The sequence below is a fragment of the Pseudobacteroides cellulosolvens ATCC 35603 = DSM 2933 genome, from assembly GCF_001262605.1.
Taxonomy (GTDB): domain Bacteria; phylum Bacillota; class Clostridia; order Acetivibrionales; family DSM-2933; genus Pseudobacteroides; species Pseudobacteroides cellulosolvens.
Window position 1 is genome coordinate 6,479,105 of sequence record NZ_LGTC01000001.1, and the last position, 15,896, is coordinate 6,495,000.

Annotated in this window: 16 protein-coding genes and 3 tRNA genes (1 of these 19 cut by a window edge); 13 read left to right on the forward strand and 6 right to left on the reverse strand. The window is 35.3% G+C overall.

Going from position 1 to position 15,896, the window contains the following annotated elements; all coding sequences use genetic code 11:
• Positions 1-39 precede the first annotated feature (39 nt).
• The 3 genes from Bccel_RS26825 to Bccel_RS26835 all read right to left on the reverse strand — a co-directional run bounded on the left by Bccel_RS26825 (position 40) and on the right by Bccel_RS26835 (position 3,535).
• Positions 40-1,710: a glycoside hydrolase gene (locus Bccel_RS26825; protein WP_081927211.1), complete on the reverse strand. Its 1,671-nt coding sequence runs from the start codon at positions 1,708-1,710 to the stop codon at positions 40-42.
• 114 nt (positions 1,711-1,824) lie between these two features.
• Positions 1,825-2,973 carry an LCP family glycopolymer transferase gene (locus Bccel_RS26830; RefSeq protein WP_050753921.1) on the reverse strand — a complete coding sequence of 383 codons (1,149 nt, stop codon included), beginning with the start codon at positions 2,971-2,973 and terminating at the stop codon, positions 1,825-1,827.
• Entirely contained in the window at positions 2,963-3,535 is a 573-nt protein-coding gene (locus tag Bccel_RS26835) for an RNA polymerase sigma factor (RefSeq protein ID WP_036944980.1), read from the reverse strand. The genes Bccel_RS26830 and Bccel_RS26835 overlap by 11 nt, the downstream gene beginning before the upstream one ends.
• A gap of 146 nt (positions 3,536-3,681) precedes the next feature.
• On the opposite strand from Bccel_RS26835, the gene Bccel_RS29915 reads away from it, so the two are divergent.
• Together Bccel_RS29915 and Bccel_RS26845 are read left to right on the forward strand one after the other, a co-directional pair.
• Positions 3,682-3,912 carry a hypothetical protein gene (locus Bccel_RS29915; protein WP_050753923.1) on the forward strand — a complete coding sequence of 77 codons (231 nt, stop codon included), beginning with the start codon at positions 3,682-3,684 and terminating at the stop codon, positions 3,910-3,912.
• A gap of 11 nt (positions 3,913-3,923) precedes the next feature.
• A complete protein-coding gene (locus tag Bccel_RS26845; protein WP_242857051.1) occupies positions 3,924-4,283 on the forward strand; it encodes an SOS response-associated peptidase in 360 nt (119 codons plus the stop codon).
• A 424-nt stretch (positions 4,284-4,707) separates the two neighbouring features.
• Here Bccel_RS26845 and Bccel_RS26850 read toward each other — a convergent pair whose 3' ends face one another.
• Together Bccel_RS26850 and Bccel_RS30545 are read right to left on the reverse strand one after the other, a co-directional pair.
• Entirely contained in the window at positions 4,708-6,576 is a 1,869-nt protein-coding gene (locus Bccel_RS26850) for an APC family permease (RefSeq protein ID WP_036944982.1), read from the reverse strand.
• A gap of 50 nt (positions 6,577-6,626) precedes the next feature.
• Positions 6,627-6,764 (reverse strand): hypothetical protein, encoded by a 138-nt coding sequence (locus tag Bccel_RS30545; protein WP_154673506.1) that lies wholly within the window; start codon positions 6,762-6,764, stop codon positions 6,627-6,629.
• A gap of 281 nt (positions 6,765-7,045) precedes the next feature.
• On the opposite strand from Bccel_RS30545, the gene Bccel_RS31880 reads away from it, so the two are divergent.
• The 9 genes from Bccel_RS31880 to Bccel_RS26890 all read left to right on the forward strand — a co-directional run bounded on the left by Bccel_RS31880 (position 7,046) and on the right by Bccel_RS26890 (position 12,756).
• Positions 7,046-7,861 (forward strand): HAMP domain-containing protein, encoded by an 816-nt coding sequence (locus tag Bccel_RS31880; RefSeq protein WP_242857052.1) that lies wholly within the window; start codon positions 7,046-7,048, stop codon positions 7,859-7,861.
• A 38-nt stretch (positions 7,862-7,899) separates the two neighbouring features.
• Positions 7,900-8,895 (forward strand): sensor histidine kinase, encoded by a 996-nt coding sequence (locus tag Bccel_RS31885; RefSeq protein WP_242857053.1) that lies wholly within the window; start codon positions 7,900-7,902, stop codon positions 8,893-8,895.
• A 148-nt stretch (positions 8,896-9,043) separates the two neighbouring features.
• On the forward strand, positions 9,044-9,628 hold the full coding sequence (locus tag Bccel_RS26860; protein ID WP_036944984.1) for a response regulator: 585 nt from the start codon (positions 9,044-9,046) through the stop codon (positions 9,626-9,628).
• A 383-nt stretch (positions 9,629-10,011) separates the two neighbouring features.
• Positions 10,012-10,085 (forward strand) — tRNA-Leu (locus tag Bccel_RS26865).
• Between the two features lie 9 nt (positions 10,086-10,094).
• A tRNA-Ala gene (locus Bccel_RS26870) sits at positions 10,095-10,167 on the forward strand.
• Positions 10,168-10,185: 18 nt separating this feature from the next.
• Positions 10,186-10,259, forward strand: a tRNA-Ile gene (locus Bccel_RS26875).
• A gap of 129 nt (positions 10,260-10,388) precedes the next feature.
• Positions 10,389-10,997 (forward strand): translation elongation factor Ts, encoded by a 609-nt coding sequence (tsf, locus tag Bccel_RS26880; RefSeq protein WP_036944985.1) that lies wholly within the window; start codon positions 10,389-10,391, stop codon positions 10,995-10,997.
• 75 nt (positions 10,998-11,072) lie between these two features.
• Positions 11,073-12,065, forward strand: coding sequence for an NAD-dependent 4,6-dehydratase LegB (locus tag Bccel_RS26885; RefSeq protein WP_036944986.1), 993 nt, complete (start codon positions 11,073-11,075; stop codon positions 12,063-12,065).
• Positions 12,066-12,099: 34 nt separating this feature from the next.
• Complete coding sequence (locus Bccel_RS26890) at positions 12,100-12,756, forward strand: HAD family hydrolase (protein ID WP_036944987.1); 657 nt, start codon at positions 12,100-12,102, stop codon at positions 12,754-12,756.
• A 2-nt stretch (positions 12,757-12,758) separates the two neighbouring features.
• Here Bccel_RS26890 and Bccel_RS26895 read toward each other — a convergent pair whose 3' ends face one another.
• A complete protein-coding gene (locus Bccel_RS26895) occupies positions 12,759-13,307 on the reverse strand; it encodes a hypothetical protein (protein WP_036944988.1) in 549 nt (182 codons plus the stop codon).
• 207 nt (positions 13,308-13,514) lie between these two features.
• Here Bccel_RS26895 and Bccel_RS26900 point away from each other — a divergent pair, with 207 nt between their 5' ends.
• Entirely contained in the window at positions 13,515-14,774 is a 1,260-nt protein-coding gene (locus Bccel_RS26900) for a Rossmann-fold NAD(P)-binding domain-containing protein (RefSeq protein WP_036944989.1), read from the forward strand.
• A gap of 40 nt (positions 14,775-14,814) precedes the next feature.
• Positions 14,815-15,896 carry the 5' portion of a saccharopine dehydrogenase family protein gene (locus Bccel_RS26905; protein ID WP_036944990.1) on the forward strand. 118 nt of this gene lie beyond the right edge of the window, so only the first 1,082 of its 1,200 coding nucleotides appear in the window; the start codon lies at positions 14,815-14,817; its stop codon lies off the right edge, out of view.

The window sequence follows — 15,896 nt, forward strand, 5'->3', positions numbered from 1 at the left end:
TATGAATGAAAAATTACTTATTTGATCATATCTTATAAATTATACTGTTGAATTGAATTTTGCTGCAATAATTATAACATCCGCCATGTTTATCACTCCATCTCTGTTTATGTCATTAGCTTCTATGTATTTACCTTCCCCTCTAACTGCATTGAAAGAAGTTGCAAGAATGATTATATCTGCCATGTTTATCTTTCCATCTCCATTTAAATCACCGCTTGAATGGACAGGGGTTGGAGTGATGACTGGTGTTGGAGAATTAGTCGGGGTTGGTGTGCTGCTGTCTCCAAGAGATACGACATATGTATTAATGGAATACGCTGGCAAAGTATCATTAATATTTTTAGAGGCTACATTAACACTACTTTTAGCCAAATCCAAGCTTGAAGATGTCCTGTATACATCGACTGTGCTTTTCACATTTGCAAACTTTGACAAATTGAACGTGAAACTAGTAGTATCGGTCTTACTTGCGTTTGTAGCAACGATAACAAGCTGTTTTTTATCGGGGCTCATTGCCGCTAGTGTAACAGCGTTATCGGCACCGATAATTGTATAGCCAGGCCTTATAAATCTGCTATAATTTGAGTGCATGTAGAATTTCTTTGTGAGTGTGAAAGTTTGAGCGGTATTGTTTACATAAATGCTTCCCCAATTACCACCGTCAATTATTTGCCAGTCAAGCCATGCATCAGCCTGCATCTCTTTCAGGTCTTTCACTATACGCTGGGATAGCATGATATTTGAATCCATCATATCACCTGTAAAGTTAAGAGGGCCTGATTCCGACTGCCAGAGCTTTTTCCCTTTAGACTTTGCAAGATCCCGTAGTTGTGTTCTTTTGCTGCCGCCGTATGAATGAGTGTTTATCTGGGAAATGTATGACAATATTGTTGAATCATAGGCACCAATACTTGCAACTGATGTATCTATACTGTTTTCATCAGCGGCACTGATGGTTGTCCCCGTCAAACCCTTTGATTTTAGTCTTGCACCTACTTCTTTTATAATTTTTTGCTGTGCGGAGACGGTAAAGCAGCACCCTTCCTGCCCTCCGTTTGATTTCCACCAATTTACATTGGGCTCGTTCAAAGGTTCTAATGTCCTGAAGGTGATACCCCATTCATCCTTGAAGTGTTTCACAACCTCAGTCAAATACTCGGCAAAATCATCATAATAATCATCTTTGAGGTTGTTGGATCCATCAGTATTTCCCGAAGCACATCCGCTCTTTGTCATCCAATATGGAGGTGAATTGGAAAATGCCTCAAGTATCATGTCATAACTATAAGACTTACCTCTTTCAATTAACCTGTTTAAAACATTTCTCTGGTTGGCATCCGCATTCCAGTTCCATGTTCCCGTTGAAGACTGGTACCCTGGCATATCTCTGAACGTTGTCATATGTTTATGGCTGGGATTTTCGCCACCACCTATATTGTATCTGAATATATTGTACCCCAGTCCATCTATTGGGCTTATAATTTTCTCAATAAGCTTGTTTCTATTATCTGCAGACCAACCGCCAATCTGGTTTCCCCACCAACAAATGCTTGAACCCCATCCTTCTATGGTTTGGTATGTTGTATTAGGATCAATATTGACAGTGGTTGCTGCAAAAGCATTTATGGGTTGAAAAGGGCTTTGAAACATGAATACTGCTAAAACAAGACACACAAAGACTAATCGAGTTTTTCTCTCTAAAATCATTATTTTATCCCCCTTTTGAATATAAGTGAATTCTAGACAGTAAATAATGCGAATCAACAAGCCTTTTTGTGGGGTATACGATAAAATAATGAAGTTTAGTTATCGTTACATAAGTTATTTGCTGCCGGACTGGAAATAGCTTTTAACAATATTTTGTGATGCCTCATTATCAATTGTGTAATAAAATATGCTGCTGTCTATTTGTACCTTCCCTGGAAGTATAAACATATTTACGTCAGCAGTATTTAATTTATGAAGATTTTTTATTAAGTTCAGACCATCACCTAAAGAGATATTGGTCTCAGAACTGGATGATATTGTTTTGAAAATCTCATTAAATTTCGCGATATATTTGACATTAAGCTTTTGTTCGATTAATGCTTTAAGCATGTTTTGCTGTGCTTCAATCCTCTTTAGATCACTTCCATTATAATAATTTAAAAGGTTGGTTTTGTAATGTGACATTTTCCTGAATCGCATAAATTCAATTGCTTGTTTACCTGCAAGATGGTTTTGCCCCTTTTTGATATGTATATGCAAATTTTGAATAGGATCATCATAATCCAAATCAAAAGGACTGTTAAAATCAACTCCATCAAGTAAATCTATAGATTTCTGAGCGGCAATTGTATCAAAGCAAACATAATATTGTATATCAACTTTTAGAAGGTCGCTTACTGCCTTTGAAACTACACCAGGACCACCTACATGGTAAACATGACTAAGTTTGGTTTGAGAGCCATTCAAATTAACACTCGTGTCCCTTGGAATAGATAGTAAATTCATTTGTGCATTTATTAGGTCATAATTGATTAATATGATTGCATCTGTGTTTTTGTAGCTATCATTACCTAGGACAAGAATATTAACCGGCTGTGAAGTATCTTTAGCCGGACCTGTACCGGATTGTACATTATCAGTAAAATATTTTCCGTAACCCAGGTATAAAAATACCATGCATATAAAGACTACTGCTGCAGCTGGTTTAAGCGCTCTTTTAAATACATGAAGTTGACAAAACAGCTTAAATTTACTCTTTTTATCTGTGTATCTGCTTTTATCAATTGAGTTTAATACTTTATCATCAATACTCTTATCAGCAGTAGCTTCGTCTTTGAGAAATCCATTGGCATTTATGAGAGTATCAACCATTTGTCTGCAATCCTCACAATCCTTCATATGATCTACCAGACATTTTGCGGCTTCATCAGATAAAGCACCATCAACATAGAGAACTATATCGTCAAAATTATTACATTTCATGAATTATCCCTCCTTTTGGTTCGCTATAATTATTTACAAGGGATTTCTTAGCCCTCATAACCCTGACTTTTGCATTTTCTGGGGACATTTTGAGAACCTCGCCTATCTCCTTGTATGAAAATCCTTGGACATACTTAAGGACTAAAGCCATCTTTTGATCAACATTTAAAGAATCAAGCATTTTAAGTACTTCCAGCTTGGTTTCCATATTTTCGAAAGCTCTTTCCGGGTCTGTAGCTGATGTATATATTGAAGCATTTAATATGTCCTTAATATTTTTTGATTCCCTGTTTTTTTTCTTATAATACTCTGTTTTAAACACATTTACTGCTATTTTAAAAATCCATGTAGAAAAGCACCATTTATTGTTATACTGATAGAGGTTATTATAGACCCTTACAAAAACCTCCTGGGTCATATCCTCAGAGTCTTCCTTTGAAAGTGTCATTTTCAAAAGGAAATTGTAAATACGGTTTCTATACATGGACATTAGAACTTCAAATGATTTTATATCTCCATCAAGAATATTTGAAACTAACTGGGCTTCCTTTTCCAAACTCATCCCACCGCCAATCCATATATTTTCGTTATCATGATAACATACTTTATACTCTATAACTTTCAAATAAGTAACAGCAAATGAAAATAATTTTAAAGTTCATTATACATAAATAAGTGGTATAATTCTATAAAGAGGTGGTGATTTAAATGTGTGGAAGGTTTTTATTGCTAACAGATGATGATTTTAGAGAAATTAAAAACTTTGTCAGTGAGATATCGGAAAGGTATAAGGAAGAATTAAACGGTGAAGTGTTTCCAACTGCCAACATACCTACGGTATACTCTCATAATGGCAGAAATATATTAAGTACTGCAAAATGGGGTTTTCCAACTTTAAAAATTCCGGTGTTATTATTAATGCCAGGGCAGAAACGGTAGCTGAAAAGCCAATGTTCAGGAGGTCATTTGCTTCAAAGCGATGTCTGGTGCCAGCTAATGGGTATTACGAGTGGTTGACACATGAGAACAAGACGAAAACTAAATATCTCATAAAGGTTAAAGATAAATCTATTTTTTATATGGCAGGCTTATACGATATATTCAACGATACTGGCGGCAAACCTTATGCTGCAATAGCGATCATCACTACTGAGGCCAATTCTGATGTTTCATTTATTCATGATCGAATGCCGGTGATTTTAAATGATGAATCCATTAAAGTATGGCTGGATGCAAATAATGATCTATCTACAATTCAAAAGCTTATGAGACCTTTTTTAGTTGGAAAAATCGATTATACTGCATTATAGGATAAATAACGTTAAACAGATTAATGGAATAGACTGTAATCTGAGCATTTCATATTAAGTTTTCTACATCTCATACTGAATCAAATATTTTAATTCCTAATCGTTATATATTGTATTCATAAGAAATCCAATAAAATAACAGACTGGGGGAATTAAAATGTTTAAAATATACAAAGATATGATGGTACTTATGGTTTTTCATAAGAGTGAGAATGTTAAGAAAATACAGGGTATGTTGTCTAAGGGTTACGTTTTCTGTTGACATTGAGTGCGAAAGTTGATACAATATAAATGTAACTCATCGGTTACTTTACATATATCACTTCATACTCAATAGATAAATCCCGAAAAAGACACCTGGCATAATCCCACATTTGGGGTGCATGTTAGGTGCCTTTTTCGACGTATAGCAAATTATGGTTTATTATTTATACTTGGCACTGCTTAAAACATACTCATCATCTTTTAGCTGCAAAGGCATTGTAGCTAAAACAATATGCTTATGCTTTAAGAGCTCCTTTTCAATGAATATACGGGTCTGATTGTGTAAAATCCTGTGCCACCCGCGTTTGACGGAAAACTGGGGCAGTACCACGGTTATCATGTCACCTTTATTATAATCATATTCCGTTGATTCTATAAACTTAAGTAGAGGCTCAACAACCCTCCTGAACGGAGAATATTTTACAACCAACGGGATATCCGTATTCAGTCTTTCGTATTTTTCTCTGACTTCATTACCGCTTTCTTCGTCAATTGCAACACAGAATGCAACAACATTATCGGAAATTGTTCGGGCAAACCTTAATGCCCTGATGCTTGATTTATTAATGCTTGCAATGGGTACTATTACGCGATTTGTGTATATATCACGAGTTATATTTATTTCATCCAGTTCCTCATTTTTTACCCGTAACTGAATTTTTACAGCAACATAGTGTTTTTTTACCTTCAACATAAGGTATATAAGAACAGGTATCAAAAACACAACTACCCATGCACCTTCATTAAATTTTGTAATAGCTATAATCACGACAACTATTGCAGTCACAATAGCTCCTGTACAGTTTATGGCTGCTTTTGCAACCCAATTTTTTCCTCGAACCCTTTTCCATCTTAAGAACATTCCGGTTTGCGATAGAGTAAAGGATATAAAAACACCTATGGCATAAAGTCCAATCAATGAAGAAACCTTAGCTTTAAATACAACAATCAATAAAATGGAAATTGCAGAAAGAACGATTATACCATTGGAGTAACTAAGCCTGTCACCTTTCATACTTAACTGTCTTGGTACATAGCCTTCTTTTGCCATAACTGCAACAAGCATTGGGAAACCTGAAAAGGCTGTATTAGCCGCCATTACCAGTATTATAAATGTGGTAACCATTATATAATAAAACATAAACCCTTTTCCAAAGACCTCTTCTGCTATTAGAATAAGCATAGCATTTTCTTCACTGGGTACTACATGATAGAAGTTTGCAAGTATTGACGTACCACCGAAAAGAGAGAAAATAATTATGGACAACAGCAGTAAAACTGTACGGGCATACTTGGTTGAAGGTTCTTTGAAATTGGGTACTGCATTACTTACTGCTTCTACACCTGTCAATGCAGCACATCCATTGGAAAAAGCTCTTAACAACAAAATAAGCGTTATGGGCTCACCTACTGACCTTATTGTCGGCTCAGGAGGTATATATCCGCTCTTTATTTTTAAAAAACCTGCAATAAGCATGGTTATTATAGCAATAATAAATGCGTATGCCGGAATACCGAAAATCCTTGATGATTCTCTTATTCCTCTAAGGTTTCCCAACATTAGCAGCAATACCATGACCACACATAGTGGAACAGTATAATGTCTTAACTGGGAAAAAGCTGAAGTGATTTGAGCTATTCCTGATGACACACTAACAGCAACAGTCAAAATATAGTCAACCGACAATGCTGCACCAGCAGTTACTCCTGCAAGGATCCCAATATTTTCCTTTGCAACAATATATGCACCTCCGCCATTTGGATAGCATTGAATTGTCTGCCTGTATGACAGGGTAAGAAGTATGAGAAGTCCGATTATGAAACATGATATGACTGTCAATTGTCCATAGGCTAGAGCTCCAATAATGGGGATTAATACCATTAAAATTTCCTGTCCTGCATAAGCAACTGAAGAAATGGCATCACTTGCCAAGATAGGCAGTCCCCATAAAATGCCATACTTTTCTTCACCCATTAATTCATTTTTTAAAGGTCTTCCTATTAGTACTCTTTTTAAATCTTTAAACATATAACCCACCTTTATATACTTATCTTTCAAATTTAGGCATGACTTATCTTCTAATCATCATCATCGTCTTCAAATTTATAAGTTTTAGATACTTCATCTCTGTCAACTAAGTTAGCTGCCTTACCCAGTATTAACAAAGAGATTAAAGTAAGAGAAATCACACCAATTTTAGTTAATATGCCGCCCATTAAACCTCACCTCTTCCATCACTTATAAATAAGGGCAACTCTTAATGATTATAATTCCACATGTATAGATAACTAAAGCCTCATAATCTTCGATACTTACTTTTGCTTATAGCATTTAAACCTGTTTAGGAAGGTTATCGCTGCAAATCACAGCCTTATCATTATTATTTCGAATTAAAATATAGTTAAGAATATTGATAAATAAATTATTCAAAATTATACTAAGAGTTAAGGAATGACTAAAATATATAAATAAATATTATTTAGGATATCAAATTACAATGATTAAAACGTTAAAAGGGAAGATCAACTTAATATATTTAGTGTTGGTGCTATTGATTGCTGTTGTGGGAATTACCGCTTCCTTTAATCTCTATAATTTGTCTAAAGCCATTGATGGACTGATGATAGCAAATTATAAAAGTATCAGTGCTGCAAATAATATGATAGATGCTATTGAGCGGCAGGACAGTGCTGTATTGATATATATCAGCGTAGATTCCAGTAAAGGCAAGGCACTTTTTGCAGATAGAAATGAGGAGTTTCTCAAATGGTACAACGTAACAGCAAACAATATTACTGAGAAGGGTGAAAAGGAGCTTGTCCTCGCTATTAAAGCATCTTATAACAACTATGTCAGGCTTTTCTTTGATTTACAGGAAATCAGAAGCAGGGAAGGTATTTCAAAAGCAGTTGATTTCTACAACAACAGAATGATGTCGGATTTTATAAATACAAAAAATATATTAAAACAACTATGTATCTTAAATGAAAAATCCATGTTCAACAGCAAATACTCTGCAACCAAAAACTCAAACAACTCCATGTATATTGTTTTAGGATTGTCGATATTCGCTATTATTAGCGGCTATACTATCTCCAGGTTCTTCAGTAACAAGTTTCTGATGCCTGTTACTATGCTTACTAAAACAATGAGGCTAATTAAAGCAGGGGATATGAATCAGCAGGCCAATATAATTTCCAGGGATGAGATTGGGGAATTGGCCGAGGAATTCAATAATATGACTAAGAGGCTTCAGCAGTATGAACAGAGCACTCGGGAAATATTCTGGCAGAGGAAAATAAGTCCAATGTAATAGTTAAAAATATATCTGATCCTATAGTAGTTGTTGATATGAATTACAGAATAGTTATGCTCAATCACGCATTTGAAAAGGTATTTGGAGTTATAGAGAAGAATGTGATTAACAAAAACTTTATTGGAGCTGTTAGAAATAAAGAAATTTTTGATTTTATTTCAAGTGCTATTGATTCAGATGTTGACACCAAGCAAAAAATATTCACCGTTAATTCGAATAAAGAATACAATTTTTATAATGTTGTAGTGGCAACAGCCAAGGATAGCAATGATAATTTATCAAGAACAATTGTTGTTTTTCAGAATGTAACTCAGCTAAAAGAGCTTGAGAAAATCCGGACTGATTTTATAGCCACAATATCCCATGAGTTCAAGACTCCATTGACATCCATCATAATGGGAGCAGATATGCTGAATGATGAAAGCGTAGGTGTATTAAATGAAGAACAGCAGCAGTTTGTAAATGCAATTAAAGAGGATAGCGACAGGCTTGCCAAGCTTGTAAATGATTTATTGGAATTGACACGTATCGAGTCGGGAAAAGCAGTTTATAAATTTCAGAAGTACTCAATCAACAGTATTATAGAATGTGCCGTACAGCCGTTTTATAACCTTGCAGCTCAGAACAGCGTATATCTTCATTATGAACCAGATAATAGTTTACCGATGGTGTATGTTGATTTTGAAAAAATAACCTGGGTTTTGAACAACTTAATCACAAATGCAATCAAATACACAGGTTCTGGAGATGAGATATGTATAAGTGCTGTTTATGAGTCGAATAAGGTATATGTTACGGTGAAAGATACAGGAACAGGAATTCCGGAAGACTATCTGGAAAAGATATTTGAAAAATATGTACAGGTAAGGGACAGCGATTTTGAAGTAAGGGGAACAGGACTGGGGCTTGCTGTTGTTAAAGAAATTATTGCTGCCCATAATGGAGTAATATGGTGTGAAAGCAAGCTCGGGGTGGGAAGCAGCTTCAAATTCACCCTTGAAGTAGACTCTTTTGATGTTGATGAAAAGTGATTAAGGGCATTTCAAAAAATACATTATTCAAGTATTTTTTTGTATAATATCTTAATTCAACTTTTTGAAATGCCCTATTGACCAGTTAATTATTTGATAATACCTAATGTAAGATTAATAACACTTTTCCTCTGGAAAGGAGTAAAAAATGAAAAGGGTTTTAGTAGTAGATGATACCAAAAACATTCGTATGATGCTGACAAAGTGTCTTGAACTGGAGGGGTATGAAGTCATAACTGCAGTTGATGGAAAACAGGCGTTGGAGATGTTCACAATGCATGCCTTTGATTTGGCATTTTTAGATATTAAGCTTCCGGAAATACGAGGCACCGAAGTACTGAAAAGAATTAGGGATATAGGCATCAAGACTCCTGTAATTATTATTACAGCGTATGCAACAGTAAAAAATGCAATAGACTGCACCAATTTAGGTGCTGTTGCATACATACAAAAGCCATTTTCTGCTGAAAAAATTAAGGCTGTTCTAAAGGAGCTGGATAATGTTCCTTTACACTCTGAGCCAGGTGATAGTATTTTGCTTAACTTTATCAATGATGCAAAAGTATACCTGGACAAAGGCATTTTTGACAAGGCCCTGGAGTCTTTAAAAAAAGCTATTTCAATGGACCTGAACAACCCAGAAATATACCTGCTGATAAGTAAATCGTATGATGGTATGGGTGATAAAGATAATTCGAAAAGGTTTTACCAGTTTTATAAATGCTTTGTATGAAAATATACAGCGTGCAAAAAAAATCAAAATAAATTCAAAATATTCCTTGACAGGATAACTTTGCCTGTGGTATCATATGATCACTGTGCCTGAAAAAATGTTGTTGAGTAACATAGGGCAAATCATTGACTAATAATTATAGAAGGGAGGATTACAATGTTATATATTAAAGGATGTGAATTAGAACAAAAGAATATTGCGGCGGAATTATCAGAGAAACAATGTTGGAATATTTGGAAACATTGGCTTAATCCTCTATTGCATAAATGCTTTAAACAATTGTACCCGGATAAATTAATCTAAAGGTTGCAATAAAGCAAGTGGCATATGATAGTGGTTAAGTCCAATAAAAAGGATTTAACCACTTTTTTAATTTTTAGTATGCGGGTATAACCGAATTGGCATAGGTATCGGATTTAAAATCCGAGTTTTAAGAGTTCGAATCTCTTTACCCGCACTTATATTTGGGGCCATAGCTCAATTGGGAGAGCGTCTGCCTTGCACGCAGAAGGTAGAGGGTTCAAATCCCTCTGGCTCCACTAATACAACTTATATATGGGAATATAGCTCAGTTGGTTAGAGCACTCGGCTGATAACCGGGAGGTCATAAGTTCGAACCTTATTATTCCCATTTCCACACACCCTGCCAGAATTATATTTTGAGGTGTAGCCAAGATGGTAAGGCACAGTACTTTGACTCCTGCATGTCGATGGTTCGAGTCCCATACACGTCGCCAGTAAAAATAGGGAGGCATTTTATATGATTAAGTTAGAAGTTATTAAACAGCTTAGAGAAAGAACAGGTGCTGGAATAATGGATTGTAAGCATGCACTTGTGAAGCATGGCGGAGATATGGGAAAAGCATTGAATTTCTTGAGGGAAAAAGGAATTTCTAAAGGAAAAGCAAACAGAATAGCAGCAGAAGGTATTGTTGATTCGTATATTCATGGAAATGGAAGAATTGGAGTGCTGCTGGAGGTTAATATTGAGACTGATTTTGCAGCACTCAGCAAAGAATTCAGGGAGTTTGTCAAAGATTTGGGAATGCAGATTGCAGCAGTTGCTCCCAAGTATATAGGAAGAGAAGATATACCTTTGGAAGTGATTGAAAATGAGAAAGCAACTATAAAGGCTCAAGCCAATATAGCTGGTAAATCGGAAAATATAGTTGGCAAAATAATAGAAGGGAGGATGGAGAAGTTTTATAAACAAGTATGTCTCTTAGAGCAGCCATTTATTAAAGATCCTGACATATCAATTCAACAGCTTTTAAATAATAAGATTTCAATTATAGGTGAAAATATAATTATTAGGCGGTTTGTAAGATTTGAATCGGGTGAAGGGCTGAAAAAAGTTATCATACCTTAAGTATTTAAATATACCTTGACAGAATAACTTAACCTATGATAACTATATAATCATTGTAATGTCAGGGAGGAAAATATGGAACTTAAAGGTAAGAAAGTCTTGGTAACAGGTGCAGATGGATTTATTGGCAGCCATTTGGTTGAGGCACTCATAGAAGAAGGTGCAAGAGTTACAGCATTTGTATTTTATAATTCCTTCAATAGCTGGGGATGGCTGGATACCTTTCCTGCAGATACTCTATCTAAGATAAATGTTTTTCAGGGAGACATTCGTGATTTAAATTGCCTAAGAGAAGTAGTTAAGGATGTTGATAGTATTTTTCATCTTGCAGCACTTATTGCCATACCGTATAGCTATATCGCTCCAGAAAGCTATATTGATACCAATATAAAAGGCACACTAAACATATTACAAGCAGCGAAAGATTTTTCTGTTGAAAGAGTATTTATAACATCAACATCAGAGGTTTATGGTACTGCTAAATATGTGCCTATTGATGAACTGCATCCTTTTCAGGGACAATCACCGTATTCTGCATCAAAAATAGGTGCAGACAGAATTGCCGAGTCATTCTATAGAAGTTATAACCTCCCGGTCACAATAGTTCGACCATTTAATACATATGGGCCAAGGCAATCCGCTAGAGCAGTTATACCAGCAATAATTTCTCAGCTTTTATCAGGGAAAACAGAAATAAAACTAGGAAATTTAACTCCAACAAGGGACTTTAATTATGTAAAAGATACTGTTAACGGCTTTATCGAGATCGCTAAGTCAGATAGAACAATAGGCGAGGAAATAAATATAGCAACAGGGGTTGAAACTTGTATTGGGGATATTTTTGAAGAGATAAGGCTTCAAATAAACAAAGAAGCTAAGGTAATAAATGATGATATAAGAATTAGACCGGAAAAAAGTGAAGTGGATAGACTATTGGGTTCAAACAAAAAAATTATGGAATTAACAAATTGGAAACCCGAATATTCTTTAAAAGATGGCCTTAAAGAAACAATAGTATGGCTAAGAGATAATTTGGAAAGATACAAAACAGACATATACAATGTTTAAATTGTATGTGTTTTTGTTTTGCTTGAGGGATTAAATGATTAATAAAAATTATAATGTTGTTTTGTTTGATTTGGATGGTACACTTACGGATTCAAAGGTAGGTATTACAAAATCAGTGAAGTATGCATTGAATTATTTTGGCATAGCTGAACCATGCTTAAATAACCTTGAAAAGTTTATAGGCCCATCGCTAAGAGATTCGTTTATGGAGTTTTATGGTTTCAATGAAGAAGATGCCAGGAAGGCTATTGAAAAGTATAGAGAGTATTACTCTGTAAAGGGCATACTTGAAAATACAGTGTATCCATATATTCCGGAGCTTCTTAATAATCTGCATACTGCAGGCAAGACATTAATGGTAGCAACCTCAAAACCGACAGTTTTTGCTGAGAAGGTCTTAAGCAACTTAGATCTATTGAAGTACTTTTCAAGGATTACAGGAAGCAATCTGGATGGAAGCAGAATTGAAAAGCATGAAGTTATTGAATTTGTGCTTAGAGAGAGTAATATGCCAATAGATGATAGTATTGTTATGATAGGTGACAGAAAACATGATATAGTTGGGGCCAATAAAGCTGGGATTGATTCTATAGGTGTGCTATATGGGTATGGTTCGCTTGAGGAGCTTGAAATGCACAAGCCTACTTATATTGCAAATACTGTTTCAGATATTGAATGTATATTATTGTAGGTCTACTCAATGGTTAAACCAGGCAGTTTACCTCTATAGACAATAAATTTTGTTGCCATTTGCATTGAGAGGTTATCGGTCTCAGTTAGTCCCATTTTTCTAAGGATTCTGACTCCGTCATCTGAGATAGCTATGGCTCCAATCTCTTTAACCGTTATACCCTTACTATTGATAATATCCAAAAGTTTTGGTATGTCCTTTATTAATTGACGAGTATAGCTTTTGTGAATTGGATCATTTATGTCAACAATAATGGATAATAAATATAAATACACTTCACAAGGATTCATGTAGTCATGAAGGTAATCTAGAAGATCACATTCGTGTATTACACCGGATAATAGTTTTTCATAAGGGCCCCTGGAAATTGGATAAAAGCAATAATACCCTTTGATCTGCCCATTTGATTTTATCACACGATAAATGTTTGGGTTTATTTGAATAGCTTCCTTGACCCATTCTTCAGAAAGATGCCACTCTTCGGGAAAATACTTATAATCAAGTTGTAACATATCATGAACATCTTGAGCGGTAGCATTAGTAATAATCATATTAGTCCTTCTCTCATAATAGGTTCAATGAAGCAGGGGATTCCACCCTGCCAATCACCCCATTCCTATATTATGTTATCTGTTTTTAAAGTGTTACTCGTTCTATTTAAATCACAATCCATAAAAGTTTCGCATAATATGTATTACGTAAACTATACGATAGATTGTATCTGATTTATGTGAAACATATATGTGAGGTGTATAATTATGAACCCCAAAACTGTTATTTCTATTTTAGGGAGTAGTGGAGGAGTTGCAAAGGCATTACTATCAATTTTCAATAAAGTCATTCAGGATCAGAGTGATCCGATTCAGCCAATTATGAAGAACAGCAAAATACATCTTATTGATCTTAAACAGAAGGATGAGTTATATTACAGACAATATTTTCCTGTATTAATGGGGCAAGCCTCTCTACATCAGTTTGATGCCAATAAGACCAGCGTTCTTAAAAAACATCTTAAACAAACTAAGACAACTCTTGTAATAGACGTTTCTTGGGCAGATACTGTAGAGGTACTCAAGTGCTGCGACGAACTTGGCATATTATATATAAATACTGCCTTAGAGAATACAAGCGTGGATGAAAACGAGGATATTGAACGCTTTACCCTACTAGAGAGGTATCGGATTTTCGAGGAAAACAAAGGCGGTTTCGTAAATACTTCTGCTATTATAGGTTCAGGCATGAACCCTGGTGTTGTACAGTGGATGGCTCTTGAGATAATGAAAAAATTACCTGATATGAAGCCTAAGGCCTGCTATATTGTTGAACGTGACAACTCATTCTTCGTTGATAAAACACTGGCAGACAAGGACACTATCTATACCACCTGGTCCCCTGAGTGTTTTCTAGACGAAGCCATTCTTAACTTTCCAATGTTTATTAAGCAGCATACACCTCTTTTAATGTATAAGGAAGTATATGAACTTGAATTCAAGGTAACATTAGGTCCAAATCAGTTTTACGGCTGTCTGATGCCTCATGAGGAAGTACTGACATTAGGTAAGTTGTATGATATGGAAATTGGATTTATATATAGGGTAAATGACCATACAACAGAGCTTATTAGGAACAACATTGAAAATACCGACATCTTTTGGACCAGTCCCAATAAAGTTCTTGACCCGGCTGAAGCATTTCTTGAAGGTGAGGATCTTGTGGGGGTACTTGTGGTTTATGAGGATCAGGAAGCTTATATGTATAATGTCTTGAGCAACCAGGATATTTACAGTCAATTTGGTGTTAATGCGACATACTTTCAAGTTGCCTGCGGTATCTATGCAGGTGTTGCAAGCCTCTTGCTGGATTCCATTCCAAAGGGTGCTTTCTACGTAGATGAAATGTTGCTTAATACTAACAGTAACTATGGCCAATATTTGCTCTATTATATGAAGGATTTTATTGCCGGAACAAATACTGGTACGGATGGGCTTTTACTGGATAGAATGAAAGCTATGGATTAAAAGATTAAAAATTAAAGAATTAGCTTCAGAGGTGGTTTATATGGGGAAAGTTTTAATTATTGGTGCCGGCGGTGTTGCTAATGTTGTTGCCCACAAGTGCTATCAGAATTCAGAGGTTTTTGACGAGATTTGCATAGCAAGCAGGTCTATAGAAAAATGCAACGAGATTAGAAATAAACTAACCGGGGGTAATGCTAATGTTCTTACTGATCAGCTTGACGCTAATAATAGTGATTTGGTAATCGGCTTAATAAAAAGATTTAAGCCTGATGTAGTCATTAATGTGGCACTTCCATATCAGAATTTATCCATTATGGATGCATGTGTTGAGACAGGAGTTCATTATATTGATACAGCTAACTACGAACCACCCGAGGTTCCAAAATTTGAATATAAATGGCAGTGGGAATATAGAGATAGGTTTGCAAAGAAGGGTATAATGGCATTATTAGGCTGTGGCTTCGACCCAGGTGTTACAGGAATTTTCTGTGCATACGCACAGAAACATTATTTTGATGAAATTCATTCTATAGATATTGTTGATGCTAATGCTGGTGATCATGGGTATCCGTTTGCAACAAATTTCAACCCGGAAATAAATATCCGAGAGGTAACAGCTAACGGAAGGTACTTTGAAAATGGCCAATGGATAGAGACGGAACCACTTAGTATAAAAAGTGTATATAATTTTCCCCTTGTAGGTCCAAAGAATATTTACCTTTTGTATCATGAGGAACTGGAATCCTTGGCTATTAATATAAAAGGCCTAAAGAGAATAAGGTTTTGGATGACTTTTTCTGACAACTATCTTAACTATTTAAATGTATTGAAAAATGTAGGTATGACTTCTATAGAGGCAATTGAATACGAAGGTAATAAAATAATACCGTTAAAGTTTTTGAAAGCTATTCTTCCTGATCCTGCTGCACTGGGGCAGAGAACAAAAGGCAAAACGAATATAGGCTGTATTATACAAGGCGTAAAAAATGGAGAACCTAAGTCATATTATATTTACAATGTGTGTATCCATGAAGAATGCTATAAGGAGGTAGGATCACAGGCAATTTCATATACAACCGGAGTCCCTGCTATGATAGGTGCAATGCTAATTTTAAAAGGTAT

Coding starts and splice junctions, on each gene's coding strand:
- Bccel_RS26825 (WP_081927211.1), bottom strand. CDS start 1,710: ATGATTTTAGAGAGAAAAACTCGATTAGTCTTTGTGTGTCTTGTTTTA.
- Bccel_RS26830 (WP_050753921.1), bottom strand. CDS start 2,973: ATGAAATGTAATAATTTTGACGATATAGTTCTCTATGTTGATGGTGCT.
- Bccel_RS26835 (WP_036944980.1), bottom strand. CDS start 3,535: ATGAGTTTGGAAAAGGAAGCCCAGTTAGTTTCAAATATTCTTGATGGA.
- Bccel_RS29915 (WP_050753923.1), top strand. CDS start 3,682: ATGTGTGGAAGGTTTTTATTGCTAACAGATGATGATTTTAGAGAAATT.
- Bccel_RS26845 (WP_242857051.1), top strand. CDS start 3,924: ATGTTCAGGAGGTCATTTGCTTCAAAGCGATGTCTGGTGCCAGCTAAT.
- Bccel_RS26850 (WP_036944982.1), bottom strand. CDS start 6,576: ATGTTTAAAGATTTAAAAAGAGTACTAATAGGAAGACCTTTAAAAAAT.
- Bccel_RS30545 (WP_154673506.1), bottom strand. CDS start 6,764: ATGGGCGGCATATTAACTAAAATTGGTGTGATTTCTCTTACTTTAATC.
- Bccel_RS31880 (WP_242857052.1), top strand. CDS start 7,046: ATGATTAAAACGTTAAAAGGGAAGATCAACTTAATATATTTAGTGTTG.
- Bccel_RS31885 (WP_242857053.1), top strand. CDS start 7,900: ATGAATTACAGAATAGTTATGCTCAATCACGCATTTGAAAAGGTATTT.
- Bccel_RS26860 (WP_036944984.1), top strand. CDS start 9,044: ATGAAAAGGGTTTTAGTAGTAGATGATACCAAAAACATTCGTATGATG.
- tsf (WP_036944985.1), top strand. CDS start 10,389: ATGATTAAGTTAGAAGTTATTAAACAGCTTAGAGAAAGAACAGGTGCT.
- Bccel_RS26885 (WP_036944986.1), top strand. CDS start 11,073: ATGGAACTTAAAGGTAAGAAAGTCTTGGTAACAGGTGCAGATGGATTT.
- Bccel_RS26890 (WP_036944987.1), top strand. CDS start 12,100: ATGATTAATAAAAATTATAATGTTGTTTTGTTTGATTTGGATGGTACA.
- Bccel_RS26895 (WP_036944988.1), bottom strand. CDS start 13,307: ATGATTATTACTAATGCTACCGCTCAAGATGTTCATGATATGTTACAA.
- Bccel_RS26900 (WP_036944989.1), top strand. CDS start 13,515: ATGAACCCCAAAACTGTTATTTCTATTTTAGGGAGTAGTGGAGGAGTT.